27 protein-coding genes are annotated in these 26044 nt (G+C 66.0%); 15 read left to right on the top strand and 12 right to left on the bottom strand.

The window, feature by feature from the left end:
- Positions 1–54: 54 nt before the first annotated feature.
- The 3 genes from SLQ31_RS06590 to SLQ31_RS06580 are packed head-to-tail and all read left to right on the top strand — an operon-like array spanning position 55 to position 2114.
- Positions 55–735, top strand: coding sequence for a cutinase family protein (locus SLQ31_RS06590; RefSeq protein ID WP_319430804.1), 681 nt, complete (start codon positions 55–57; stop codon positions 733–735).
- A gap of 54 nt (positions 736–789) precedes the next feature.
- Positions 790–1440: a cutinase family protein gene (locus SLQ31_RS06585; protein WP_319430802.1), complete on the top strand. Its 651-nt coding sequence runs from the start codon at positions 790–792 to the stop codon at positions 1438–1440.
- Between the two features lie 59 nt (positions 1441–1499).
- Positions 1500–2114 carry a cutinase family protein gene (locus SLQ31_RS06580; RefSeq protein WP_319432892.1) on the top strand — a complete coding sequence of 205 codons (615 nt, stop codon included), beginning with the start codon at positions 1500–1502 and terminating at the stop codon, positions 2112–2114.
- Here SLQ31_RS06580 and truA read toward each other — a convergent pair.
- The 8 genes from truA to infA all read right to left on the bottom strand — a co-directional run bounded on the left by truA (position 2111) and on the right by infA (position 6798).
- Positions 2111–3097 (bottom strand): tRNA pseudouridine(38-40) synthase TruA, encoded by a 987-nt coding sequence (gene truA, locus SLQ31_RS06575; protein WP_413641517.1) that lies wholly within the window; start codon positions 3095–3097, stop codon positions 2111–2113. The two genes, SLQ31_RS06580 and truA, sit on opposite strands and share 4 nt — an antisense overlap.
- Positions 2997–3590, bottom strand: coding sequence for a 50S ribosomal protein L17 (rplQ, locus tag SLQ31_RS06570; protein ID WP_319430800.1), 594 nt, complete (start codon positions 3588–3590; stop codon positions 2997–2999). The genes truA and rplQ overlap by 101 nt, the downstream gene beginning before the upstream one ends.
- A gap of 60 nt (positions 3591–3650) precedes the next feature.
- Positions 3651–4703 (bottom strand): DNA-directed RNA polymerase subunit alpha, encoded by a 1053-nt coding sequence (locus tag SLQ31_RS06565; RefSeq protein WP_319430798.1) that lies wholly within the window; start codon positions 4701–4703, stop codon positions 3651–3653.
- A gap of 81 nt (positions 4704–4784) precedes the next feature.
- Positions 4785–5390: a 30S ribosomal protein S4 gene (rpsD, locus tag SLQ31_RS06560; RefSeq protein WP_319430796.1), complete on the bottom strand. Its 606-nt coding sequence runs from the start codon at positions 5388–5390 to the stop codon at positions 4785–4787.
- Between the two features lie 14 nt (positions 5391–5404).
- Complete coding sequence (rpsK, locus tag SLQ31_RS06555; RefSeq protein ID WP_005140014.1) at positions 5405–5821, bottom strand: 30S ribosomal protein S11; 417 nt, start codon at positions 5819–5821, stop codon at positions 5405–5407.
- 6 nt (positions 5822–5827) lie between these two features.
- Positions 5828–6202: a 30S ribosomal protein S13 gene (rpsM, locus tag SLQ31_RS06550; RefSeq protein WP_319430793.1), complete on the bottom strand. Its 375-nt coding sequence runs from the start codon at positions 6200–6202 to the stop codon at positions 5828–5830.
- A gap of 166 nt (positions 6203–6368) precedes the next feature.
- Positions 6369–6482 (bottom strand): 50S ribosomal protein L36, encoded by a 114-nt coding sequence (gene rpmJ, locus SLQ31_RS06545; RefSeq protein ID WP_003879483.1) that lies wholly within the window; start codon positions 6480–6482, stop codon positions 6369–6371.
- A gap of 94 nt (positions 6483–6576) precedes the next feature.
- Entirely contained in the window at positions 6577–6798 is a 222-nt protein-coding gene (gene infA, locus SLQ31_RS06540) for a translation initiation factor IF-1 (protein ID WP_005140011.1), read from the bottom strand.
- 300 nt (positions 6799–7098) lie between these two features.
- Here infA and SLQ31_RS06535 point away from each other — a divergent pair, with 300 nt between their 5' ends.
- The 6 genes from SLQ31_RS06535 to rfbB are packed head-to-tail and all read left to right on the top strand — an operon-like array spanning position 7099 to position 13937.
- Entirely contained in the window at positions 7099–8799 is a 1701-nt protein-coding gene (locus tag SLQ31_RS06535; protein WP_319430656.1) for an FAD-dependent oxidoreductase, read from the top strand.
- Positions 8800–8816: 17 nt separating this feature from the next.
- The gene (locus tag SLQ31_RS06530; protein ID WP_319430655.1) at positions 8817–10301 is read left to right on the top strand and encodes an ATP-binding protein; all 1485 of its coding nucleotides are present in this window, start codon (positions 8817–8819) and stop codon (positions 10299–10301) included.
- A gap of 29 nt (positions 10302–10330) precedes the next feature.
- Complete coding sequence (locus SLQ31_RS06525) at positions 10331–11164, top strand: LLM class F420-dependent oxidoreductase (RefSeq protein ID WP_319430653.1); 834 nt, start codon at positions 10331–10333, stop codon at positions 11162–11164.
- Positions 11165–11181: 17 nt separating this feature from the next.
- The gene (locus SLQ31_RS06520) at positions 11182–12024 is read left to right on the top strand and encodes an LLM class F420-dependent oxidoreductase (RefSeq protein ID WP_319430651.1); all 843 of its coding nucleotides are present in this window, start codon (positions 11182–11184) and stop codon (positions 12022–12024) included.
- A 30-nt stretch (positions 12025–12054) separates the two neighbouring features.
- Positions 12055–12912 (top strand): LLM class F420-dependent oxidoreductase, encoded by an 858-nt coding sequence (locus SLQ31_RS06515; protein ID WP_319430650.1) that lies wholly within the window; start codon positions 12055–12057, stop codon positions 12910–12912.
- Positions 12913–12941: 29 nt separating this feature from the next.
- The gene (gene rfbB, locus SLQ31_RS06510) at positions 12942–13937 is read left to right on the top strand and encodes a dTDP-glucose 4,6-dehydratase (RefSeq protein WP_319430649.1); all 996 of its coding nucleotides are present in this window, start codon (positions 12942–12944) and stop codon (positions 13935–13937) included.
- 18 nt (positions 13938–13955) lie between these two features.
- Here rfbB and SLQ31_RS06505 read toward each other — a convergent pair whose 3' ends face one another.
- Complete coding sequence (locus SLQ31_RS06505; RefSeq protein WP_319430648.1) at positions 13956–14678, bottom strand: hypothetical protein; 723 nt, start codon at positions 14676–14678, stop codon at positions 13956–13958.
- 376 nt (positions 14679–15054) lie between these two features.
- On the opposite strand from SLQ31_RS06505, the gene kdpA reads away from it, so the two are divergent.
- The 6 genes from kdpA to SLQ31_RS06475 all read left to right on the top strand — a co-directional run bounded on the left by kdpA (position 15055) and on the right by SLQ31_RS06475 (position 23907).
- Positions 15055–16725 (top strand): potassium-transporting ATPase subunit KdpA, encoded by a 1671-nt coding sequence (kdpA, locus tag SLQ31_RS06500; protein ID WP_319430647.1) that lies wholly within the window; start codon positions 15055–15057, stop codon positions 16723–16725.
- Between the two features lie 2 nt (positions 16726–16727).
- Complete coding sequence (gene kdpB / locus SLQ31_RS06495; RefSeq protein WP_319430646.1) at positions 16728–18872, top strand: potassium-transporting ATPase subunit KdpB; 2145 nt, start codon at positions 16728–16730, stop codon at positions 18870–18872.
- 3 nt (positions 18873–18875) lie between these two features.
- Positions 18876–19781 (top strand): potassium-transporting ATPase subunit C, encoded by a 906-nt coding sequence (locus SLQ31_RS06490; RefSeq protein ID WP_319430645.1) that lies wholly within the window; start codon positions 18876–18878, stop codon positions 19779–19781.
- A gap of 136 nt (positions 19782–19917) precedes the next feature.
- Positions 19918–22410, top strand: coding sequence for a sensor histidine kinase KdpD (locus SLQ31_RS06485; protein WP_319432888.1), 2493 nt, complete (start codon positions 19918–19920; stop codon positions 22408–22410).
- An 11-nt stretch (positions 22411–22421) separates the two neighbouring features.
- Positions 22422–23093 (top strand): response regulator, encoded by a 672-nt coding sequence (locus tag SLQ31_RS06480; RefSeq protein ID WP_319432886.1) that lies wholly within the window; start codon positions 22422–22424, stop codon positions 23091–23093.
- A gap of 319 nt (positions 23094–23412) precedes the next feature.
- Positions 23413–23907: a DUF4383 domain-containing protein gene (locus tag SLQ31_RS06475; protein ID WP_319430644.1), complete on the top strand. Its 495-nt coding sequence runs from the start codon at positions 23413–23415 to the stop codon at positions 23905–23907.
- A gap of 33 nt (positions 23908–23940) precedes the next feature.
- On the opposite strand, the gene SLQ31_RS06470 is transcribed toward SLQ31_RS06475, so the two are convergent.
- Genes SLQ31_RS06470 through SLQ31_RS06460 form a run of 3 tightly spaced genes read right to left on the bottom strand, consistent with a single transcriptional unit; the run spans position 23941 to position 26040 of the window.
- Positions 23941–24894, bottom strand: a complete 954-nt coding sequence (locus SLQ31_RS06470; RefSeq protein WP_413641900.1) for an exopolyphosphatase — start codon at positions 24892–24894, stop codon at positions 23941–23943.
- On the bottom strand, positions 24885–25382 hold the full coding sequence (locus SLQ31_RS06465; protein WP_319430642.1) for a DUF501 domain-containing protein: 498 nt from the start codon (positions 25380–25382) through the stop codon (positions 24885–24887). The genes SLQ31_RS06470 and SLQ31_RS06465 overlap by 10 nt, the downstream gene beginning before the upstream one ends.
- Complete coding sequence (locus SLQ31_RS06460; RefSeq protein ID WP_319430641.1) at positions 25375–26040, bottom strand: septum formation initiator family protein; 666 nt, start codon at positions 26038–26040, stop codon at positions 25375–25377. The genes SLQ31_RS06465 and SLQ31_RS06460 overlap by 8 nt, the downstream gene beginning before the upstream one ends.
- Positions 26041–26044: the final 4 nt, after the last annotated feature.

The raw sequence follows: 26044 nt of genomic DNA, 5'->3' as shown, positions 1-26044 counted from the left end.
CCTGGTGTGTGAGTATTTAACCCAGTGCTAGCGACCAAGGGGGTCTCAATCACCATGGCCATGCCGACCACACCAGCCCGCCTCTTCGGGGTTGGCTCGACCGCTGTCGTCGCCGCTGCGCTCGCGCTCCTGACTCCGACGACCGTCGCTCCGGCTGCCCACGCAGGTCCGTGCCCCGACGTCGAGGTCGTGTTCGCCCGTGGCACCAGCGAGCCGGCCGGCATCGGCCGCGTAGGACAAGCCCTTACCGACAACCTCCAGGCCCAGCTCGGCGGCCGCACGGTAGCCGCCTACGGGGTGAACTACCCGGCCAGCTACGACTTCCTCGGTGCCGCCGACGGTGCCACTGACGCGACCAATCACATGTCGGCGACGGCCGCCGCGTGCCCGTCGACTCGATTCGTGCTCGGTGGCTACTCGCAGGGTGCCGCGGTGGTCGACATGCTGGTCGGGATACCTCCGCTGGGCAACAAGGTGGGCGATATCGGCTCCGCGCCGCCGCTGCCGGGCAACCTGGCCAACAAGGTCGCCGGGCTGGCGGTCTTCGGTAACCCGTCCACCAAGTTCAGCATTCCGATCACCTCCGCCGGCGGGTCCTTCGCCGGCAAGGGCATCGACCTGTGCAACGACGGTGATCCGATCTGCTCGCGCGGCCGCAATCCGTTTGCGCACACCGATTACGAGAGCGGCCCAGGGCCTGCGGAAGCCGCCACGTTCCTCGCGGGCCTGCTGTAGCCCCGCATTTTATTTGCTGCCAGCAGTCCCACAGCCTCGTCTACGATGGCTGGCATGCGCGTCACAGCGGTGCTGAGCAGTGTGGCCGCGATAGTGTGCGTCGCCGCATCGCTTGTGCCGACGGCGGTGGCCACTGCGGCCGATTGCCCCGATGCCGAGGTCATCTTCGCCCGCGGCCGCTTTGAACCGGCGGGCGTCGGACGTATCGGCCAGGCGTTCGTCGACGCGTTGCGCGCCGACACTCCTAAAAGCGTCGGGGTGTACGCGGTCAACTACATCGCCGACTGGGACATCGTGCCCGGCGCGATCGATATGAGTAAGCACATGCAATACATGGCGACCAACTGCCCCAACACCCGACTGGTACCGGGTGGGTACTCGCTGGGCGCCGCGGCGGTCGACGTCGTACTGGGCGTCACCCAGTCCCAATTCGGCTACAACCCGCTGCCCGCTTCGGTCGCCCCGCATGTCGCGGCGGTGGTGCTGTTCGGCAACGGCACCCGCAGCATCTTCGGCCCGGTGTCGGCGTCCAACAGCCCAGTCTATGGCCCCAAGACCATCGACCAGTGCAACGTCGACGACCCGATCTGCAACGGCATCGATCCCAACACCCTTGCCGACAACTGGAACTCGCATCTGCAGGATGCCTACATCGGTTCCGGACTGGTCGACCAGGCCGCCAGGTTCGCGGCAGACAGGCTCTAAATGTGAATATCCGAAAAACCGCCATCAGTGCGGTCGCGACATTCGTTGTGGCACTTGGGATGTTGGTGGTCCCCTCCGCCCTGCCCGCCGCGGTGCCGACAGCCACCGCCGCATCGTGTCCCCCGGTCGAGGTCATCTTCGCGCGCGGCCGCCTCGAATCGCCTGGCACCGGGATCATCGGGCAAGCCTTCGTCAATGCTCTGCGATCGCGGGTGCACAAGACCATCGGCGTCTACGCGGTGAACTATCCCGCCGACAACCAGGTCGACATCGGGGCCAACGACATCAGCAACCGCATCTCGTACAACATGAACAATTGCCCGAATACCCGCTTGGTCCTCGGCGGTTACTCGCTGGGCGCGGCGGCCACCGATATGGTTCTAGCAGTTCCCATTTCGATCATGGGCTTCAAGAATCCCATGCCCGCCGGCGCCGACCCCCACATCGCGGCAGTCGCCTTGTTCGGCAACGGCAGCCAGTGGCTGGGCCCGATCACCAACTTCATCCCCACGTTCACCGACCGGACCATCGAGCTGTGCCACGGCGCCGATCCGATCTGCAACCCGGCTGACCCGGATACCTGGGAGGCCAACTGGCCCGATCACCTGGCCAATGCTTACCAGAAGGCCGGAATGATCGATCAGGCCGCCGATTTCGTGGCGAGCAAGCTCTAGGGTTTTGGCGGCGTCCGCGGGTTGCGGGTGACCTCGATGCGGGCGGCCAGCTGATCGTCGGGCGGGTAGTCCACCCCGGCCAAGGTCAGGCCGCGGGCGGGTGCTGCTGCGAAATCACTGGACCGCGACTCTGCGCTCAACAACGTTGCGCACCAGGATGGTTCGCGACGGCCCTCCCCCACGGCAAGCAGTGCGCCGACCAATGAGCGCACCATCGACCAGCAGAACGCGTCGGCGCTGACATGGGCGGTCACTATATCGTCCTCGCGCACCACGTCCAGGCGCTGGAGGTCGCGGATGGTCGTCGCACCGGGCCGATACCGGCAGAATGCGGCAAAGTCGTTCAACCCCACCAGATACTGCGATGCTGCCGCCATGGCGTCGACATCCAACGGCTTGGTCCAGGGCGTTACGTAGCGCGCAAGATGCGGCTCGACACCGTAGGGCGCCAGCGAAAGCCGGTAGGCGTAGTGCCGGCGCAACGCCGAGAAACGGGCATCGAATCCGGCTGGCGCACGGACGATCTCACGGACACGGACGTCCTCCGGCAGAAAGCGGGCCAATCGGTGCACCAGCGGCTGAAACTCGGACCGATCGGGACGGGGGTGGCGCGGATAGGCATGGGTCAGTGCATCGGCGGGCACATCGAGGTGGGCGACCTGCCCGGTGGCGTGCACACCGCTGTCGGTGCGTCCGGCCCCGAACAGCCGCACGGGTGTCCGGAACACCGTGGAGAAGGACTCCTCGAGGACACCTGCGACGGTGCGGAATCCCTCATGCACCGCCCAGCCGGTGAATTCGGTGCCGTCGTAGGAGATGTCGAGCCGAAGACGAACCTGCCCGTCACCGGAATCGGTGACGGGCAGGTTCGTACTCACAACGTCAGGACTTGTCAGCGTCCGAATCCTCGGCGGATTCTTCAGCCTGCTCCTCGGCGACCTCTTCGGCAGCCTCGGCGGTCTGGGCGTCGGCGATGCCGGCATCCTCCGCCTCGACCTCGGAGAGCGACTCTTCAGCCGGGATCTCTTCGGCCGGAGCCTCTTCGGCCGCAGCGGCCGCGACAGGGGCGGCCTTGGTTGCCGAGCTCTTACGAGCCCGGTTGGCCTCTGAGGTCACGGTCTTCTCCCGCACCAGCTCGATGACCGCCATCGGGGCGTTGTCGCCCTTGCGCGCCTCGACCTTGATGATGCGGGTGTAGCCACCCTCGCGATCGGAGAAGAACGGCCCGATCTCGGCGAACAACGCATGCACGATGTCCTTGTCGCGGATCTTCTTCATCACCTCACGCCGGTTGTGCAGCGTGCCCTTCTTGGCATGGGTGATGAGCTTCTCGGCGTACGGCCGCAACGCCCGCGCCTTCGGCTCGGTCGTCTTGATTCGGCCGTGTTCGAAGAGCGAGGTGGCCAGGTTGGCCAGAATCGCCTTCTGGTGCGAGGACGAACCGCCGAGGCGGGCACCCTTAGTGGGCTTAGGCATTGCGACTTCTCCTAAATGGGGCCGGCCCCCGTATCAGGTAGGACCGGGACGGTTTCTCTGTTAGAGCTGTTCGGTTTCGGCGTAGTCCTGGTCGGCGTCCAGGTCGTAGCCCGCGTCACTGTTCCACGTGCCGGTGGCGACGTCGTAGCCGGCGACCTCGGACGGATCGAAGCTGGCCGGGCTGTCCTTGAGCGACAGACCCAACTGGTGCAGCTTGATCTTGACCTCGTCGATCGACTTCTGGCCGAAGTTACGGATGTCCAGCAGATCGGACTCCGTGCGGGCGACCAGTTCGCCGACGGTGTGCACACCCTCGCGCTTGAGGCAGTTGTACGAGCGGACCGTCAGGTCCAGATCGTCGATCGGCAGCGCGAACGCCGCGATGTGATCGGCCTCGGCCGGCGACGGGCCGATCTCGATGCCCTCGGCCTCGACGTTGAGTTCCCGTGCCAGACCGAACAATTCGACCAGCGTCTTGCCTGCCGACGCCAGGGCGTCACGCGGGCTGATCGAGTTCTTGGTCTCGACGTCCAGGATCAGCTTGTCGAAGTCGGTGCGCTGCTCGACGCGGGTGGCCTCCACCTTGTAGGTGACCTTCAGCACGGGCGAGTAGATGGAATCGACCGGGATACGGCCGATTTCGGCACCCGACGCCTTGTTCTGCACGGCGGGCACGTAACCGCGGCCACGCTCGACAACGAGCTCGACCTCGAGCTTGCCCTTGTCGTTGAGGGTCGCGATGTGCATGTCGGGGTTGTGCACGGTCACGCCGGCAGGCGGAACGATGTCACCGGCGGTCACCTCACCCGGGCCCTGCTTGCGCAGGTACATGGTGACCGGCTCGTCCTCCTCGGACGAGACGACCAGACCCTTGAGGTTGAGGATGATGTCGGTGACGTCTTCCTTCACCCCGGGCACGGTGGTGAACTCGTGCAGCACACCGTCGATGCGGATGCTCGTCACGGCTGCGCCGGGGATCGACGACAGCAGCGTACGACGCAGCGAATTGCCAAGGGTGTAACCGAATCCCGGCTCCAGCGGCTCGATGACGAACTGGGACCGGTTCTCGGCGATGACCTCTTCGCCGAGTGTGGGGCGCTGAGAAATCAGCATGGTTTTTCTATCTCCTTCTCGGCACCCGCTATTTGATGCCGTTAAGTGGTCCGCGGGACGGTTGCCCCGCGGACGTCTTCTTTACTTCGAGTAGAACTCGACGATGAGCTGCTCGGACAGCGGCACCTGAATCTGCGCACGCTCGGGCAGCTGGTGCACGAGGATCCGCTGACGCTCGCCGACGACCTGCAGCCAGGACGGGATCGGGCGATCGCCTGCGGTCTGCCGCGACAGCTCGAACGGGAACGTGTTCAGCGACCTGTCCTTGATGTCGATGATGTCGTACTGCGACACCCGGTAGCTCGGGATGTTCACCTTGACACCGTTGACGGTGAAGTGGCCGTGGCTGACGAGCTGGCGAGCGGCCCGACGGGTACGCGCCAGGCCGGCGCGGTACACGACGTTGTCCAGGCGGGTCTCCAGGATGCGCAGCAGGTTCTCGCCGGTCTTACCCGAGAGGCGGTTGGCCTCTTCGTAGTAACGACGGAACTGCTTCTCCATCACGCCGTAGGTGAAGCGGGCCTTCTGCTTCTCCTGCAGCTGCTGGCGGTATTCGCTCTCCTTGATCCGCGCGCGGCCGTGCTGGCCGGGCGGGTAAGGGCGCTTCTCGAACGACTGATCGCCGCCGACCAGGTCGACGCCGAGACGGCGTGACTTGCGGGTTGCGGGTCCGGTATAACGAGCCATTTTTCTAGTCCTCCCTAGACCCGGCGCCGCTTGGGCGGACGGCAGCCGTTGTGCGGCTGCGGTGTGACATCGGAAATCGCGCCAACCTCGAGGCCAGCGGCCTGAAGCGAGCGGATGGCGGTCTCACGGCCCGAGCCCGGGCCCTTGACGAAGACGTCGACCTTCTTGACGCCGTGCTCCTGAGCCTTGCGAGCCGCGTTCTCGGCGGCCAGCTGCGCGGCGAACGGGGTCGACTTACGCGAGCCCTTGAAGCCGACGTGACCCGACGACGCCCAGGCAATGACGTTGCCCTGCGGATCGGTGATGGAGACGATCGTGTTGTTGAACGTGCTCTTGATGTGCGCAGCCCCGTGCGGGACGTTCTTCTTTTCCCGGCGACGGGTCTTCTGCCCCTTCTTGGGTGCAGCGCCGCCCTTCTTTGCTTGTGCCATCCGGGGTTACCTGGCCTTCTTCTTGCCGGCGATGGTGCGCTTCGGGCCCTTGCGGGTACGCGCATTGGTCTTGGTGCGCTGGCCACGCACCGGCAGGCCACGGCGGTGCCGCAGGCCCTGGTAGCAGCCGATCTCGATCTTGCGACGGATATCGGCCTGCACCTCACGGCGCAGGTCACCCTCCACCTTGAGGCTGGCTTCGATGTATTCACGCAGCTGCGTGAGCTGATCGTCGGTCAGGTCCTTGCTGCGCAGATCCCGGTCGATACCGGTGGCGGCAAGAATTTCCTGGGAGCGGGTACGGCCGATGCCGTAGATGTAGGTCAGCGCGATCTCCATGCGCTTATCGCGCGGGAGATCTACGCCCACTAGACGTGCCACAGTGGCTTAGTTCCTTTTTCTATGCAGAGGTCTGTTCCCAGTCCGTTCCCGACGGCGTCGGGGCCCGGCCTCTGTTCCGGGCGTAGCTGAACGGCGTATCCATTCAGTGGTACTGGGAGGTCATCATTCAGTTGTGTTGTGATGCTTGCCGATCAGTGGCGGGGAGTTAGCCCTGCCGCTGCTTGTGGCGCGGATCAGAGCAGATCACCATGACCCGCCCATGCCGGCGGATCACCCTGCACTTGTCGCAGATCGGCTTGACGCTCGGGTTCACCTTCACGGCTGTTCGATCCTTCTAGTTCTCGTCGTTGTCGGTTTTTGCTGGTTCCGGTCGAGGCGCTTCAGATATCGGTAGCGACTTGCTTCGCGCGTCGCTACTTGTACCGGTACACAATGCGACCCCGGGTCAGGTCGTAGGGAGACAACTCCACTACCACCCGGTCCTCGGGAAGGATGCGGATGTAGTGCTGCCGCATCTTGCCGCTGATGTGAGCGAGTACCTTGTGCCCGTTCTCCAGCTCAATGCGAAACATCGCATTGGGCAGGGGCTCGACCACGCGGCCCTCGACCTCGATGGCACCGTCTTTCTTGGCCATAACCTCTCAGATCCTGCTTTGTTGGTTCTGTTCACACCGGTCGCTCCTGGCTACAGGTGCTCACAGTCGGGCAGCCTTCGCCCCGACTGCAAAACGTGAGCCGGGATCAGGAAATTCCAGAAGTTCCAGGACGAGGCACGCAAGAGTCGGCGCGGATACCGCACCGCCGGTCCACGATACCCGTTTAGGCGCGCTACTCCAAAACCGTCGCGCAGCGGTGCTGACCTCACCTTAGGGTCGAGGTCAAGGGCGGAAGCCTGGCCTCATTTCCATTGGACACGCAGCGCATACTGGACGGTGATGACTGGACCCGCTCCCCAGCCCCGCAAACCCGTCATTCTCACCGTTGACGATGACCCAGCCGTGTCGCGCGCTGTCGCTCGCGATCTTCGCCGCCATTACGGCGAGCGGTACCGGATCGTCCGTGCAGAATCCGGGCCGGACGCGCTGGCAACACTCAACGAACTCAAGCTGCGCGGCGAGACCGTCGCGGTGTTCGTCGCTGACTACCGGATGCCTCAGATGAGCGGCATCCAGTTCCTCGAAGAGGCGATGGACGTCTACCCGATGGCGCGGCGCGTTCTGCTGACGGCCTATGCCGACACCCACGCCGCGATCGACGCCATCAACGTCGTCGACCTCGACCACTACCTGCTCAAGCCGTGGGATCCGCCGGAGGAAAAGCTCTACCCGGTGATCGACGCACTGCTGGAGGCCTGGCATGCCACCGGCGACCGGGCCATCCCCCACACCAAGGTGATCGGGCACCGCTGGAGCGAACGGTCCTGGGAGGTCCGCCAGTTCCTGGCCCGCAACCAGCACACGTTCCGCGCGTTCAATGCCGACGAGCCCAAGGGCAAGCAGCTGCTCGACGCCGCCAGCCTGGATGGGTTGGAGCTGCCCGTCGTCATCAGCGAGAAGGGCGAAATCCTGGTCGACCCGACCAACGGCGCGCTCGCCGAGATGCTCGGGTTGTCGACCAACCCGCTGCTGGAGATGTACGACCTCGCCGTCATCGGCGGCGGGCCGGCCGGGTTGGCGGCCGCGGTGTACGGCGCGTCCGAAGGGCTCAAGACCGTCCTGATCGAGCAGACGACGACCGGCGGCCAGGCCGGGCGCAGCTCCCGGATCGAGAACTACCTCGGCTTCCCCACCGGCGTCTCCGGGGCCGAGCTGACCACGTCGGCGCGCCGGCAGGCCGAGCGGTTCGGCGCGGAGGTCATCACCACCCGCAAGGCGGTCCGGCTGGAGGCCGGCGAGGCGGGCACCGCCCGGACCATCGCCTTTGAGGACGAAGGCAGCATCGCCGCGCGGGCGGTCATCCTGGCCACCGGGGTGTCCTATCGCCAGCTGCAAGTCACCGGCTGCTGGGACAACCCCGACGATCCAGCGTGTAACTACGTCGGACGCGGCGTCTACTACGGGGCCTCGGTGTCGGATTCCGCCGAGTGCAAGGGCGAGGACGTCTACATCGTCGGCGGAGCCAACTCGGCCGGGCAGGCCGCGATGTACATGTCCCGTGAGGCGAATTCGGTCACGATGCTGGTGCGCGGCCCCTCGCTGGAAGCGTCGATGTCGCACTACCTGATCCAGCAGATCGAGAAGAACCCCAACATCTCCGTGCGCACCTGCACCGAGGTGGTGGACACCCTCGGCGATGACGATCACCTGACCGGCCTGGTCCTGGAGAACAGGCAGAGCGGTCAGCGCGAAACCGTCGAGTCCACCCGGATGTGCTGCTTCATCGGCGCCGAGCCACGCACCGACTGGCTCAAAGAGGTCGTCGCTGTCGACGACCACGGTTTCATCCTCGCCGGACCCGACCTGTTCAACGTGGCCGGGTGGGGTCTGGACCGGCCCCCGCACCACCTGGAAACAAGTGTGCCCGGTGTGTTTGTTGCAGGAGACGTGCGCGCCGAATCCGCCAAACGGGTGGCGGCCGCCGTCGGCGAAGGGTCGATGGCGGTCATGTTGGTGCACCGCTACCTGGCCGAGGCGTAACCAGCAAGGAGAAGACGATGGGTGAGAAATGTCTGCCCAGTGAGCTGCGGACCCTGTTCCTGTTCGAGGCGCTGACCGACACACAGCTGCAGACGCTGTGCGAGAACGGGCAAATACGCGTCTTCGAGACCGGCCCCGTCGTCATCGAGGGCGACCCGGCCACCTGCTTCTACGTTCTGCTCGACGGTGAGCTGGTGATGTCCAAGCGCTCAGGTGGGGTCGACATCGAGACCAGTCGCACCTCGCAGCGCGGCGTGTACTGCGGAGCCTGGTCGGCATACATACCCGACGAGGAACAGCTCTACCAAGCGTCGGTGCGCGTCACCCGGCCGTCGCGGTTCTTCGTGCTCGACGCCGCCGCATTCGCCGGATTCATGCAATCCCAGTTCCCGATGGCCGTCCACCTGCTCGAGGGCCACATGGTCGGCGGCCGGCGGCAAAGCCAGATCATCGGCCAGCGCCAAAAGCTGCTGGCGCTCGGCACGATCACCGCGGGCCTGACCCACCAACTCAACAACCCCGCGGCCGCTACCGCGCGTGCCGTCGCCGATCTGCGCGAGGGCGTCGGCAAGATGCGCTACAAGCTGTCGATGCTCGCCGACGGCAAGTTCACCCCCGAGGCACTGCGCATGCTGGTGCGCATTCAGGACGAAGTCGCCGAAATGGTCGCCAAGTCCAAGGCCCAGGAATTGACCGCGCTGGAGACCTCCGACCGCGAGGACCAGGTCGGCGACTGGCTGGAAGACCACGGCATTTCCGGCGCCTGGGACTACGCGCCGACGTTCGTGGAGGCCGGCCTTGACGTCGATTGGCTCGAACGCGTCGAAGCCTCCATCGACTCGGTCGACTGCTCGGCGACGCTGCAGAGCGCCATCGGCTGGCTGAAGTACACGATCGACACCGAGCTCCGGATGAACGAGATCGCCGACGCCAGCGAGCGCATCTCGGGCCTGCTCGCCGGGGCCAAGAAGTACTCCCAGATGGACCGGGCCGAATACCAGGTCGCCAATGTCCACGAGTTGCTGCACAGCACGCTCAAGACGCTCTTCGGCGACAAGGTCGGCCCCGACAAGCCCATCAAGCTGGTCAAGGACTGGGACAAGACGCTTCCCGAAATCGGCTGCTACCCAGGCGGTTTGAACGAGGTATGGGACGTCGTCATCAACAACGCCATCCAGGCGATGAAGGGCCGCGGCACGCTGACCATCCGGACCCGTCGCCAGGGCGAGGACATGATCCGGGTCGAGATCGGCGACGACGGCCCCGGAATTCCCGACGAAGCCATCGACCGGATCTTCACCGCGTTTTTCACCACGAAGCCCTTCGGCGAGGGTGACGGCCTCGGCCTGGATCTCGCGCGCCGCATCATCGTCGAAAAGCACCAGGGCGATATCCGGGTCGAATCCGAACCGGGAAATACCCGCTTCATCATCCTGTTGCCGTTGATCGCGGCGGCGCCGATGGCAGACACGCCGGCCGAACTTCCGGTCGCCGCGGAATAGCCGACTACCGACCGCGGGTTGTAGCCGCCATGAGCGCCAAGCCCGATCTCGGCAGGTTCGCATCATTCGGTATGGGGGTCACCCCCGAGGACGCAACGGCAATCGAAGCGCTCGGCTACGGCGCCGTGTGGGTCGCCGGGTCGCCGCCGGCGGAGCTGGACTGGGTGGAACCGGCCCTCGCCCAGACCAGCACTTTGAAACTGGCCACCGGCATCGTCAACATCTGGACGGCCCGGCCCGACGCCGTCGCCGCCTCGTTCCATCGCATCGAAAGCGCCTACCCCGGGCGGTTTCTACTGGGCCTTGGCGTCGGACATCCCGAGGCCGACGCCCAGTTCGCCAAGCCGATGGCGGCCCTCAACGCCTACCTGGACGTGCTGGATGAGCACGAGGTTCCCACGGAACGCCGGGTGCTGGCCGCGCTCGGCCCGCAAGTCCTGCAGCTCTCGGCGCAGCGCAGCGCCGGCGCACACCCGGTGCTCGTCACGCCCGAACACACTGCGCAAGCACGCAGTCTGATCGGCCCGGACGCCTTCCTGGCGCCCGCGGTCCCGGTCGTGCCGACCACCGACGTCGAGCAGGCCAGGGCGATCGGGCGCAAGATGCTCGAGCTTTACCTCGGCCTGCGTAATTACCTCAACAACTGGAAGCGCCTGGGCTTCACTGATTCCGACATCACCCGCCCCGGCAGCGACCGGCTCGTGGACTCGTTGCTCGTGTACGGCACGCCTGAGACCATCGCGTCCCGGCTCAACGAACACCTCGACGCCGGCGCCGACCACGTACCGATCCAGCTGTTGACCTCACCGGACAAGGTCATCGGAACCTTGGCTGAACTCGCCGGCCCGCTCGGGCTGGGCTGATCGAAAGAGGAAGATCCATGACGGACGCCAAACCAGACCTGGGCCGCTTCGGCTCGTTCGGCCGCGGGGTCACCCCGGCGCAGGCCAAGGAGATCGAGGCACTCGGCTATGGCGCGGTCTGGGTTGGTGGCTCGCCGCCGGCCGAATTGGATTGGGTGGAGCCGATTTTGGCGAACACCACCACGCTGAAGGTAGCCACCGGCATCGTCAACATCTGGAGTGCGGCACCCGGCCCGGTGGCCGAGTCGTTCCACCGCATCGAGGCGGCCTATCCCGGCCGGTTCCTGCTCGGGATCGGTGTCGGCCATCCCGAAGCCACCCAGGAATACCAGAAGCCGATCGACGCGCTGCGGGGCTACCTCGACAAGCTCGACGAGTACGGGGTGCCCAAGAATCGCCGCGTGATCGCCGCGCTCGGGCCGCAGGTGCTCAAGCTGTCGGCGGCACGCAGCGCCGGCGCGCATCCGTATCTCACCACGCCCGAACACACCGCCGAAGCCCGCCAGCTGCTGGGCCCGGAGGCATTCCTGGCACCCGAGCACAAGGCGGTTCTCACCACCGACGCCGACAAAGCGCGGCAGGTCGGCAGGGGTGCGCTGGACATCTACCTCAACTTGGCGAACTACCTCAACAGCTGGAAACGCTTGGGCTTCAGCGACGAAGACGTGGCCAGGCCCGGCAGCGATCGGTTGGTCGACGCCGTCGTCGCCTACGGCACACCCGAGGCGATCGCGGCCCGGCTCACCGCGCACCTCGACGCCGGGGCCGACCACGTGCCCGTCCAGGTGCTGACGTCGTCTGACAAGCTGGTGGATGCACTGGCCGCGCTGGCCGGACCGCTTGGCCTCAAACAACCGTAGGGCCTCAAACAACCGTAACGAGAGGGACCCGTGACCAATCCGTCGCTGCTCAAACCTGATCTCGGCCGCTACGGAGTGTGGACCGGCGGCCCGGTGTCGCCGGAGCAGGCTGTCGAGATCGAGCGCCTTGGCTACGGCGCGGTGTGGATCGGCGCGTCGCCGGCCGCCGAGCTCGCGTTCGTCGAGCCGATCCTCGAGCGCACCGAGAACCTGACGGTCGCGACCGGGATCGTCAACATCTGGAACGCGCCGCCCGACGAGGTCGCAGCGTCCTTCGATCGTATCGAAAAGGCTTATCCCGGGCGGTTTTTGCTCGGCGTGGGCGTCGGCCACCCCGAGCACACGCAGGAGTACGAAAAGCCCTACGAGGCGCTGGTGAACTACCTCGACAAGCTCGACGACAAGTGTGTACCGACCAGCCGCCGGGTGATCGCCGCGCTCGGGCCCAAGGTGCTGCAGCTCGCCGCGCACCGCAGCGCCGGCGCGCATCCGTACCTGACCACCCCCGAGCACACCGCACAGGCGCGCGATCTGGTGGGCGCGTCGGTGTTCCTGGCCCCCGAACACAAGGTGGTGCTGACCACCGACCCCGAGGAAGCCCGCAAGCTCGGCCGGGACAGCGTTGGCTTCTATTTGGGGTTGAGCAACTACGTCAACAACTGGAAGCGGCTGGGGTTCAGTGACGCCGACGTCGAGCAGCCGGGTAGTGACAAGCTGATCGACGCGGTCATCGCGCACGGCACGGCCGAGGCGATCGCCGCGCGGCTGAACGAACACCTCGTTGCCGGCGCCGATCACGTGGCCATCCAGGTGCTGGGCGGCCCGGAGACACTGCTGCCCACGCTGACTGAGCTGGCCGGGCCGCTGGGGTTGACCGCGGCCGGGTGATCGCGCGGGGTCCCCGTTAGGGTGACACCATGCGGCTGTTGGTGACAGGCGGCGCCGGTTTCATCGGCGCCAACTTCGTCCACAGCACCGTCCGCGAACGGCCTGGAGTTTCGGTGACGGTGCTGGACGCACTGACCTATGCCGGCTGCCGCGAATCATTGTGTCCTGTCGAGGATCACATCCGGTTGGTCGAAGGCGATGTGACCGACGAACGGCTGGTCGACCAGCTGGTCGCCGAGTCCGACGCCGTCGTCCACTTCGCCGCCGAAACCCACGTGGACAACGCGCTGGCGGGTCCCGCGGTGTTCGTGCGGAGCAACGTCGTCGGCACCTTCGTCGTGCTGGAAGCTGTTCGCCGGCACGGGGTCCGCCTGCATCACATCTCCACCGATGAGGTGTACGGCGACCTGCCGCTTGAGGCCGGACAGCGGTTCACCGCACAGACCTCGTTCAACCCGTCGAGCCCGTACTCGGCGACCAAGGCGTCGTCCGATCTGCTGGTGCGGGCTTGGGTGCGGTCCTACGGGCTGCGCGCCACGATCTCGAACTGTTCCAACAACTATGGGCCCTATCAGCACATCGAGAAGTTCATCCCGCGCCAGATCACCAACATCCTGACCGGCCGCCGCCCCAAGCTTTATGGGGCCGGCGCCAACGTGCGCGACTGGATCCATGTCGAGGACCACAACAGCGCGGTGTGGCGCATCCTAGAAGATGGCGTAAGCGGGGCCACCTATCTCATCGGCGCCGACGGCGAGCGCGACAACCTTTCGGTGCTGCGCATGATTCTGAAGTTGATGGGCCGCGACGCCGACGACTTCGACCATGTCGTCGATCGGGTCGGCCACGACTTGCGCTACGCGATCGACCCGAGTGCGCTGTGTGCCGAACTCGACTGGGCGCCCAAGCACACCGATCTGGCCGAGGGGCTGGCCAGCACCATCGACTGGTACCGGGAGAACGACTGGTGGTGGGGTCCACTCAAGGAACAGGTCGAGGCGCGCTACACCGAACGTGCTCAGTGACACGGTAATTCGTGCGTGTCAGGCCGCCATCACGATGGCGGGACGCGGGAAACGCAGTGTGGCACAGGCGTCGACGACCGATTCATCGATCTCTTCGGCGAGATCACGGCGGCGGATAGAATTGCCAGCGGCGGCCTCAGTATTGCTAACACCCAGGATGAGTCTGGTCAGCACGATGTTATGGCGACGCCGGATGTGATCCATCTGGGCGATCATGTTGCCGATCGCGGCGGGACACCCGACGACGTCGTCTCCGCAGGTGCCGATGTCGCAGAGCAGACCGATCAGGGTGGTGGACCGGCAGGCGATCACCGCGTCGGCCGCGATGTCGGAGTAGTTCGTCGCGGCATCGGTCATGCGCAACAACACATTCTGCGTCTGTTTGGCCCGCAACGGCGTGATCTGTTCTGGACGGCTGAGCACCACCCGGCCCACTCCGGCCGCGCTTGCCCGGCGGATGTCGCCGACGTTCAGCTGATCGGCGTGGACGGTCATCAGTACCGGATGGATACCGACCGAGATCGCCGAATGCAGCTCGGCAAGCGTGCGCACGTCGACGGCCACCCGGCGGTCGCGCAGCCAACGCGCCACGAGGGCGTCGCCCAGTGCGGCCGCCGGAAACGACACCTCAGCGGGCGCGCACGAGTCCCGATAACCGATCATCCGGCGTATCTCCGGATGCTCGGCGTGCGGAAGTTGTTGACGTCCCCGAACCAATGACCGAAAACTCGACAGCGTCATCAAACACCTTCTTCCTTCCCGGAGCCGCCGGGCCGGCGACATCAGGCCTATGTCGACCGTGCCCGCCCAAACCTCGATGCGGCTCGGACCCCGCTGTGGGCTAGCTGAATCCCGTAGTGCCGAAGACCGTCAAGACGGCCCGCTCCGGCGTAAAGAAACCGTCAACGTCGGCGGTAGGGGGCCGGTGTGCGACTTAGCGTCGCCATATGGGTGTCCTCATATTCGTCCTGCTGACCGTGGCGATCTTCGCCTTGCTCGGCCTGGTACAGAAGCTGGTCGAGCGATTGTGAGCTACGAGAACGTCGTTGGCCTGATCTTGTCCGTAGTGCTGGCCTTGTTTGTCGCGGCGGCACTGCTGTTCCCGGAAAGGTTCTAAGTGAGTACGACATCGGCGGGGATCGTCTTCCTCGTCCTGCTGATCGTCGCGCTGGCGGCCGTGCACGTGCCGCTGGGCGACTACATGTACCGGGTATACGCGTCGGGTAAGAACAATCGTGTCGAGCGGTTCCTCTATCGGATGATCGGCGCCGACCCCAAGTCGGAGCAGACCTGGGGCGCCTACGCCCGCAGTGTGCTGGCCTTCTCGGCGGTCAGCATCCTGGTGCTGTTCGTCTTCCAGCTGGTGCAGGGCAAGTTGCCACTGCATCTCAACGATCCGGGCACCGCCATGACGCCGGCCCTGGCGTGGAACACCGCGGTCAGCTTCGTGACAAACACCAACTGGCAGGCGTATTCCGGCGAATCGACTCAGGGCCACCTGGTGCAGATGGCCGGGTTGTCGGTGCAGAACTTCGTATCGGCCGCGGTCGGCATGGCCGTCGCCGTCGCGTTGGTGCGCGGCTTCGCCCGCCGCAATACGACCGAGCTCGGCAACTTCTGGGTCGATCTGGTGCGCGGAACTCTGCGCATCCTGCTGCCGATCGCGGTGCTGGGGGCGATCATCCTGCTCGCCGGTGGCGTCATCCAGAACTTCCACCTCCACGACCAGATCGTGAACACCCTGGCCGGTGCACAGCAGACCATCACCGGGGGGCCGGTGGCCAGCCAGGAGGTCATCAAGGAACTCGGCACCAACGGCGGCGGGTTCTACAACGCCAACTCCGCGCACCCGTTCGAGAACCCCACCACTTGGACCAACTGGGTGGAGATCTTCCTGCTGCTGGTGATCAGCTTCTCACTGCCCCGCACCTTCGGGCGCATGGTGGACAGCAAGAAGCAGGGCTATGCGATCGCTGCGGTGATGAGCGTGTTGGCGCTGATCAGCGTGACCCTGATGCTGAAGTTCCAGCTGCAGGCGCACGGCACCGTACCCACCGCGGTGGGATCGGCCATGGAGGGCGTCGAACAACGCTTCGGCGTTGCCGATTCGGCGATCTTCGCCGATGCCACCACCCTGACGTCGACCGGCGCGGTGAACTCGTTCCACGACTCCTACACCAGCCTCGGCGGCATGATGACGATGTTCAACATGCAGCTCGGCGAGGTCGCGCCCGGCGGCACCGGATCGGGCCTGTACGGCATGCTGATCCTGGCCGTCATCACGGTGTTCATCGCCGGCCTGATGGTCGGTCGCACCCCGGAGTACCTGGGCAAGAAGATCACCCCGCGCGAAATCAAGCTGGCGGCAAGCTATTTCCTGGTGACACCGCTGATCGTGTTGACCGGCACCGCTATTGCGATGGCCATGCCCGGTCAGCGGGCCGGGATGCTCAACAGCGGTCCGCACGGCCTGTCCGAGGTGCTCTACGCGTTCACCTCGGCGGCCAACAACAACGGCTCGGCGTTCGCGGGCATCACCGTCAACACCGACTGGTACAACACCGCACTCGGATTGGCGATGGTGTTCGGCAGGTTCCTGCCGATCGTGTTGGTACTCGCGTTGGCGGGTGCGCTGGCCAAGCAGGGCCGCACCCCGGAGTCGATCGGCACGCTACCCACCCACCGTCCCCAGTTCGTCGGAATGGTTGCCGGGGTGACGCTCATCCTGGTGGCCCTGACGTTCCTGCCCATGCTCGCGCTCGGGCCGCTCGCTGAAGGAATCCACTGACCATGGCTGTATCGACATTTGAGGCCGCCACCGTGCAAGAGACCAGCGTCACGAAGAAACAGGTGCAGGGGGGTCTGCTCGATCCCAAGATGCTCCTGACCTCGCTGCCCGACGCGCTGAGCAAGCTCAATCCGCGCACGCTGTGGCGCAATCCGGTCATGTTCATCGTCGAGATCGGTGCCGTGTGGAGCACCGTCCTGGCGATCATCAGCCCGAGCTGGTTTGCCTGGCTGACGGTGTTCTGGCTGTGGTTGACGGTGGTGTTCGCCAACCTCGCCGAGGCCGTGGCCGAAGGCCGGGGTAAGGCGCAGGCCGAGTCGCTGCGAAAGACCAAGGCCGACACCATGGCTCGACGACTGACCGGATGGGAGCCTGGGCTTCCCGGTCGCGAGGAAGAGATTGCCGCCCCCCTGCTGCGTCAGGGTGATTTCGTGGTGGTCGAAGCCGGCCAGGTCATCCCGGGAGACGGGGACGTGGTGGAAGGCATTGCATCGGTGGACGAGTCGGCCATCACGGGCGAGTCCGCTCCCGTCATCCGGGAGTCCGGCGGCGATCGCTCAGCGGTCACCGGCGGCACCACGGTGCTGTCGGACCGAATCGTCGTCAAGATCACCCAGAAGCCCGGCGAGAGTTTCATCGACCGGATGATCGCCCTCGTCGAGGGCGCCAACCGGCAGAAGACGCCGAACGAGATCGCACTGAACATCCTGCTCGCCGCGCTGACGATCATCTTCATCTTCGCCGTCGCGACGCTGCAACCCCTGGCCATCTTCGCCAAGGCCAACAACCCCGGCGTGCCGGACACGTTGGCGCTCAACGGTGATGGCGTCACCGGCATCGTGATGGTCTCGCTGCTGGTGTGCCTGATCCCAACGACCATCGGTGCACTGCTCTCCGCGATCGGCATCGCCGGCATGGACCGCCTGGTGCAGCGCAACGTCCTGGCCATGTCGGGCCGCGCGGTCGAGGCAGCCGGTGACGTCAACACGCTGCTGCTGGACAAGACCGGCACCATCACACTGGGCAACCGGCAGGCGTCGGACTTCGTCCCGCTGACGGGGGTCACCCCCGAGCAGCTGGCCGACTCCGCGCAGCTGTCCAGCCTGGCTGACGAAACCCCCGAGGGCCGTTCGATCGTGGTGTTCGCCAAGTCGAACTACGGGCTGCGAGCCCGCACCCCGGGCGAACTGGTCAATGCGCACTGGGTGGAGTTCTCCGCGGCCACCAGGATGTCCGGTGTGGACCTGGAGAACGGCCACCTGCTGCGCAAGGGTGCCGCCAGTACGGTCGCGGAATGGGTACGGTCGGCAGGCGGTATCGTGCCTGCCCAACTCGGCGACATCGTCGACGGGATCTCCGCGGGCGGAGGCACGCCACTCGTGGTCGGCCAGAAGGTCGACGGCAAAGCCGAGGTGCTCGGCGTCATTCACCTCAAGGACGTCGTCAAGCAGGGCATGCGGGAACGCTTCGACGAGATGCGCAAGATGGGCATTCGCACGGTGATGATCACCGGTGATAACCCGTTGACTGCCAAGGCGATTGCCGACGAAGCCGGTGTCGACGACTTCCTTGCCGAGGCCACACCCGAGGACAAGCTCGCGCTGATCAAGCAGGAGCAGGCGGGCGGCAAGCTGGTCGCGATGACCGGTGACGGCACCAACGACGCACCCGCGCTGGCACAGGCCGACGTGGGCGTGGCGATGAACACCGGCACCTCGGCGGCCAAAGAGGCCGGCAACATGGTCGACTTGGACTCCGACCCGACGAAACTCATCGAGATCGTCGAGATCGGCAAGCAGCTGTTGATCACGCGTGGGGCGCTGACCACATTCTCGATCGCCAACGACATCGCCAAGTATTTCGCCATCATTCCGGCGATGTTCGTGGCGCTGTTCCCCGGTCTGGACCTGCTGAACATCATGCGGCTGCACAGCCCTCAGTCGGCGATCCTGTCCGCGGTGATCTTCAACGCGCTCGTCATCATCGCGCTGATTCCGTTGTCGCTCAGGGGTGTTCGGTACACCCCGAGCAGCGCCTCGAAGCTGCTGAGCCGCAACCTCTACATCTACGGCCTCGGCGGGATCATCGCCCCGTTCGTCGGGATCAAGCTGATCGACCTCGTCATCCAATTCCTACCCGGGATGTGACATATGAACTTCTCCAGTCTGATTCGTCAACACTGGGCGGCGCTGCGCGCGCTGCTGGTGCTCACCGTCATCGTCGGCCTCGGCTATCCGCTGTTCATCTGGCTGGTTGGCCAGATCCCGGGGCTGAAGGACCAGGCCGACGGCTCGATCATCGAGGTCAACGGAAAGCCGTTGGGCTCCAGCCTGATCGGGCAATCGTTCACCGACGACAAGGGCAACGCGCTGCCGCAGTACTTCCAGAGCCGGCCCTCTGCCGCGGGCGCCGGGTACGATCCGCTGGCCACCAGCGCGTCGAACCTGGGCCCGGAGAGCATCGTCGATGCTCCCGCCGACCCGTCGGCACCTGCGGACGACAACGGCTATAAGGCCAGTCTGCTGACCCTGGTCTGCTCGCGTAGCAAGGCCATTGGTGACCTCGAGGGCGTCGATGGCAAGCGGCCGTTCTGCACCGGTGACGGTGTGGGCGCGGTCCTGTCGGTGATCGGCCCGCGTGATGCTCACGGCAACGTCGTGAACCCCACCAAGGTTGTCAGCGTCAACGAACCGTGCGAAACGAGCAAGCAGCCGTTCCTGGCCACCTACGAAGGCGTCCGGGTGGAGTGCGCCAAATTCGGTGAGGACTATTCGATCGGCCAGATCGTGCCGATCAAGGGCGCAGCGTCCGACCCGGCGGTACCTGCCGACGCGGTGACCGCCAGCGGTAGCGGCCTGGATCCGAACATCTCCCCCGCGTACGCCGATCTGCAGATCGCCCGGGTGGCCAAGACCCGCGGTGTGAGCGCCGACCAGATCCGGCCGGTCGTCGCCGACCACACGGACGGCCGCACGCTCGGGGTCTTCGGCGAGCCGCGGGTCAATGTCGTCGAGCTCAATATTGCGCTGGACGAGAAGTTCCCGATGAAGAGCTGATTCGACGGTGGATGATAAGCGTGTGGATACCGGTCAACCACCACGCGTGACGTCAGGCGGCGAACCGCCGCCTGACGTCTCATCCGAGGACGATGCGCGGCCCGCCCCCACCGGCCCCAAGCCGCGTCGGGGCGAGCTGCGCATCTACCTTGGCGCCGCCCCGGGCGTCGGAAAAACGTTCGCGATGCTCGGCGAGGCCCACCGGCGGCTCGAGCGGGGCACAGACCTGGTGGCGGCCGTCGTCGAGACGCATGGCCGTAAGAAGACAGCGGCACTGCTCGCCGGGATCCAGAACATCCCGCCGCACTACATCGACTACCGCGGCAGTCGCTTCCCCGAACTCGACGTGCCGGCCGTGCTGGCCCGCAAGCCGCAGGTGGTCCTGGTCGACGAACTGGCGCACACCAACACCCCTGGCAGCAAGAACCCCAAACGCTGGCAGGACGTCGAAGAGCTGCTCGACGCGGGCATCACGGTGATCTCCACGGTCAACGTCCAGCACCTGGAGAGCCTCAACGATGTCGTCGCGCAGATCACCGGCATCGAGCAGCAGGAGACGGTGCCCGACGAGATCGTCCGCAGCGCCGCCCAGATCGAATTGGTGGACATCACTCCGGAGGCCTTGCGACGCAGGCTTTCTCACGGCAATGTCTACGCCCCCGACAAGGTTGACGCCGCGCTGTCCAACTACTTCCGCCGCGGCAACCTGACCGCGCTGCGAGAGCTGGCGCTGCTGTGGCTGGCCGATCAGGTCGATGCGGCCCTGGCCAAATACCGCGCCGACAACAAGATCACCGCCACCTGGGAGGCCCGCGAACGCGTCGTCGTCGCGGTGACCGGGGGCGCCGAGTCGGAGACGTTGGTGCGCCGGGCATCTCGGATCGCGTCGAAGGCCAGCGCCGAGCTGATGATCGTGCATGTGGTGCGCGGCGACGGGCTGTCCGGGGTATCGGCGCCGCAGATGGGGAAGGTCCGCGAACTCGCCGCCAGCCTCGGCGCCACGGTGCACACTGTCGTCGGCGACGACGTCGGAAAATCGTTGCTGGACTTCGCCCGTGAGATGAACGCGACCCAGTTGGTGATCGGCACCTCCCGGCGAAGCCGGTGGGCCCGGATCTTCGACGAAGGTATCGGGGCGGCGATCGTCCAGCACTCCGGCAAGATCGACGTGCATATGGTCACCCACGAGGAGGCCAAGCGGGGGTTCTCGGTGCGGGCGGCCTCACCGAAGGAACGCCGGGTGATTTCGTGGTTGGCCGCCGTGATCGTGCCATCGGTCATCTGCGCGCTGACCGCGCTGTTCCTCGACAGGTACCTGACCATCGGCGGTGAGAGCGCGCTGTTCGTGGTCGGTGTGCTCATCGTCGCGCTGCTCGGCGGCGTGGTGCCTGCGGTCTTGTCGGCCATGCTGTCCGGCCTGCTGCTCAACTACTTTCTGACCGAGCCGCGCTACTCGTTCACCATCGCCGAACCCGATGCGGCGATCACCGAGCTCGTGCTGTTGATGCTGGCGGTCGCGGTCGCCGTACTGGTCGACCGGGCGGCCAGCCGGCAACGCGAGGCCAGACATGCCTCCCAGGAAGCCGAGTTGCTGACCCTGTTCGCCGGCGCAGTGCTGCGCGGCGCGGACCTGGACACCCTGCTGGAACGGGTGCGAGAGACCTATTCGCAGAGCGCGGTCAGCGTGCTGCGCGTGCGTGGGCACGACGAGCAGATCATCGCGTGTGTCGGCGACGACCCCTGTGTGACAGTGGATTCCGCCGACACCGCCATCGAGGTCGGTGACGACGAGTTCTGGATGCTGATGTCGGGGCGCAGCCTGCCCGCGCGCGACCGGCGGGTGCTGACCGCCGTTGCCAAACAAGCGGCCGGGCTGGTGCGCCAACGGGAACTGGCCGCCGAGGCCAGCAAGGCCGAGGCCATCGAGAAGGCCGACGAACTGCGCCGCTCGCTGCTCTCGGCGGTTAGCCATGACCTGCGCACGCCGCTGGCCGGGGCCAAGGCGGCGGTGTCGAGCCTGCGGTCCGAGGACATCGGCTTCTCCGAGGAGGACACGGCCGAACTGCTGGCCACGGTCGAGGAGTCAGTCGACCAGCTGAGTGCGCTGGTGGACAACCTGCTGGACTCGTCCCGGCTCGCGGCCGGGGTGGTGCGCCCCGAGCTGAAACGGGTGTATCTCGAAGAGGTGGTTCAGCGCGCGTTGCTGAGCATCAACCGGGGCACTGGGTTCGGTGCCAAGGGACTCGATCGGGTCAAGGTCGACGTCGGGGATGCAGTCGCGCTTGCCGATGCCGGTCTACTGGAACGAGTGCTGGCCAACCTGGTGGACAACGCGCTTCGCTACGCACCGGAATCCATCGTGCGGGTCAACGCAGGCCGAGTCGGCGAGCGAATGCTGATCAACGTCATCGACGAAGGCCCCGGTGTACCCCGCGGCACCGAAGAGCAACTGTTCGAGCCGTTCCAGCGCCTCGGCGACCGGAATAACAAATATGGTGTCGGACTGGGCCTTTCGGTGGCCAGCGGCTTCGTCGAGGCGATGGGCGGAACGATCTCGGCCACCGACACCCCTGGCGGTGGCCTGACCGTGATCGTCGACCTCGCGGCACCGCCGGGAGGCCGGCTGTGAGCAAGGTCAAGGTGCTGGTGATCGACGACGAGCCGCAGATCCTGCGGGCGTTGCGGATCAATCTGAGCGTGCGCGGCTACGAGGTGATCACCGCCGCGACCGGTGCCGGGGCATTGAAGGCCGCCGCCGAGCACCGGCCCGACGTGGTCGTCCTCGACCTCGGGCTGCCCGATATGGACGGTATCGAGGTGCTCGGCGGGCTGCGCGGCTGGCTCAACGCACCGGTGATCGTGTTGTCGGCCCGCACCGACTCCGCCGAGAAGGTCGAAGCGCTGGACGCCGGCGCCGACGACTACGTGACCAAGCCGTTCGGGATGGACGAGTTCCTGGCTCGCTTGCGCGCGGCGGTCCGACGCGCCGCGGCTGCCTCGGAGACCGACGAGCCGGTGGTCGAAACCAGCGCGTTCACAGTCGATCTGGCCGCCAAGAAGGTCGTCAAGAACGGCGCCGAAGTGCACCTGACCCCCACCGAGTGGGGCATGCTCGAGATGCTGGTGCGCAACCGCGGCAAGCTGGTGGGCCGTGAGGAGTTGCTCAAAGAGGTGTGGGGCCCGGCCTATGCCAAGGAGACCCACTATCTGCGGGTATACCTGGCGCAGCTGCGGCGCAAGCTCGAGGACGACCCGTCGCATCCGCGCCATCTCCTGACCGAAGCGGGCATGGGCTACCGCTTCGAGCAGTGACGTCACCGCTGCCGTTCACGTCTGCGGAATCGCCGATGTACGCCTGAATTGCGAACTATCGTGAGGATCATCCGGGCGAAGGAGATGAATTGTCATGAACCGTCAGGTTAAAAATGCCAGGGTCGAGCCCAAGCACACCGGTGGCTGTACGTGTCGCTGTAATGCCTGCGACGGCGGCCACCACTGTCACAACATCGGCAGCGGCTGCAAGGTCAAGCTTTAACTCCAGAGGCGCCGCCACCCGAACCCGGGTGGCGGCTCCTTAATTTTTTGGCCCACCCGAGATTGACCACCGGAATTGACGGGTATGCCAATCCGCATGGTGACCGCCCATTCCGGCTGGATCCGGCGACCGAAAATCGGCCTGCTGGCAGTGCAGGGCGCCACCATATGTGTGGCCACGGCATTCCTGGTCGCCGGTATCGCCGGCTTCATTCCCGGCCTGACCACCGACTACGACCAACTGCACTGGATGGGGCGCGAATCCCACGCCGAGCTGTTCGGTGTCTTCGAGGTGTCGGTGCTCCACAATCTGATGCACCTGGCGTTCGGCGTCATCGGCCTGCTGCTCGCGAGGACTTTCGCCATGGCTCGCGCCTACCTGATCGGCGGCGGCCTGATCTACCTCGGGCTGTGGGTCTACGGGTTGATCATCGACCTGGCCGGTCCGCGAAACGTGCTGCCGCTCAATAACGCCGATATCTGGTTGCACTTCTCGATCGGTGTGGTGATGACATTGCTGGGCATCACGCTGGCCGGTAGCCGGATTCCCACCGGCGTCGACGGAGAGCCGCTGATCGCCCCAGAGGATTGACGCTCAGAGGATTGACGCCCAGAGGATTGACGCTCAGGCGATGGACAGCGCGATCCCGTCGAGGATGTCGTGCTCGCTGACCACCAACTCGTCGATGCCGGCCCGCTGCCCCAGCGCATACGCCAGTTCCTCGACGACGATCGAACCGCCACCGATGACGTCGACGCGACCCTCGTGCATCGGCCCCAGCGCGGCGCGCTGCTTGCGGGTCATCCCGACGAGCTGTTCACACACGGCCAGCAGGCCGGGGAACCCGACCCGGGATAGATGGATCGCCTCGGGGTCGTAGGTGGTCATCTGCTGGGCCAATGCGGCGAGGGTGGTGAAGGTTCCCGCCACGCCCACCCAGGTCTTGGCCCGTTCCACCGGCACCACGCGCAGCGCCTCGCCCAGGCGTTCCCGCACCACCTCACGCGCGGCGGCCACCTCGGCGGCCGTCGGCGGGTCGGAATGCAGGCAGCGCTCGGTGAGCCGCACACAGCCGATGTCTGCGGAGAAGCTGGCCTGTACCCCGTCACCGTCGCCGACAACCACTTCGGTCGAGCCACCTCCGAGGTCGACCACGACGAATGGTGCTGCGGCGCTGTCGAGTTCACCGACCGCACCATTGAACGACAGCTCGGCCTCCTCATGGCCGCTGATCACCTCTGCGATCGCGCCGGGGACCGCCGGGTCCAGCACCTCGGCGGTCATTGCGAAGAACACGTCGCGGTTGGCCGCATCGCGGGTCGCCGACGTCGCCACCATGCGCACCTTGCCGACGTCGAAGCGCTTCAGCAGCGCGGCGTAGTCGGCCAGCGCCGACTGGGTGCGAGCCAGGGCGTCGGGTGCGAATTGTCCGGTGGCATCGACACCTTGACCCAGCCGCACGATGCGCATCTCCCGGTGGACATCGTGCAGTCGGCCGCCGGCCAAGTCGGCGATCAGCAGCCGGATGGAGTTGGTGCCGCAGTCGATGGCTGCCACCCGATTGGTCTCTACGGTGATGTCCACTCCCCCTTGTCCAGAATTCCCGCCATCCCCGGCTCGACGGCCAGCACCGCCAGCGCCTCGTCGCCAAACGGGTTGACCCCGCGGCCTTTTGCCAGCGAATGCGCGATGAGCACGTGCAGACACTTGACCCGGTCGGGCATGCCGCCGCCGGTGAACGTGGTGTCCAGCGGCTCGATCGCATCCCGCTCGGACAGGTAGGACTCGTGCGCCCGCCGATAGGCCGCGGCCAGATCCGAATCCTGTTGCAGCCGTTCGCTCATCTCCCGCATCAGCCCGTCGGATTCAAGCCTGCTCGCCGCGGCGGTCAACACCGGATGGGTCAGGTAGTACAGCGTCGGGAACGGGGTGCCGTCGGGCAGCCGGGGCGCGGTCTTGACCACCGCCGGCTCGCCATTGGGGCAGCGATATGCGATCTCCAGTACGCCGCGCGGTTCTCGCCCCAGCTGCCGCGCCACCGCGTCGAGATCGGCGGGATCAACCACCGGGCGCCGGTGGTGGTGCAACGGGTTCCGGCGGCGGCGGCAACGCAGGCTGGGCGGGATCGCCGACCGGGACCGGCGGCGGACCATGCGGCGTGTCAGCGATGGTGTGCCACAACGACGTGTACCAGGGGTCGTTGTTGCGCACCGGCGCGGCCTGCGGGCCGGTGTCGGGGGCGACGGCGGCCCCCTGCGGCAATTGCACCTGATAGGGAATGTCACCGGGCATCACGAAGCCCAGCCGTTCACGGGCCTGCGCGGCGATGTACACCGGATCGCCGAGCTTGGTCTTCTGCGACTCGAGATCGGAGATCTGCTGGCGCAGCGCCGCCTCCGTCGCGGCCAGTTGCTTCATCTCGGTCCGCTGGGCGAAATACGTGCGCACCGGTCCGGCGATGGTCAGCGTCAGCACGCAGACCAGTGCCGCCAGGATCGCCGCCCGGCGCGCGGTGAAGCCCAGTCGCTGTTCACTCTGGTGCTCCACCGAGGCCGCGATCGACCGCCGGATCGGTTCGGTGACACTCACCGGCTCCGCGACCGCACGCGACTCAGCGGGGCGCGGCTTGGCTACTGGCGCAGAACGCGAACGGATCCGCCCCGACGCACCCGGCCGGGAGGCCGGGGAGCGTCGCTTGGGGTCGGGCCGCTTGCTTTCCGCCACAGTG

The organism is Mycobacterium sp. RTGN5 (assembly GCF_033804465.1).
Lineage (GTDB): Bacteria > Actinomycetota > Actinomycetes > Mycobacteriales > Mycobacteriaceae > Mycobacterium.
Note: the sequence above shows the minus strand (reverse complement) of the source record. Positions and strands in the feature narration are given on the sequence as shown.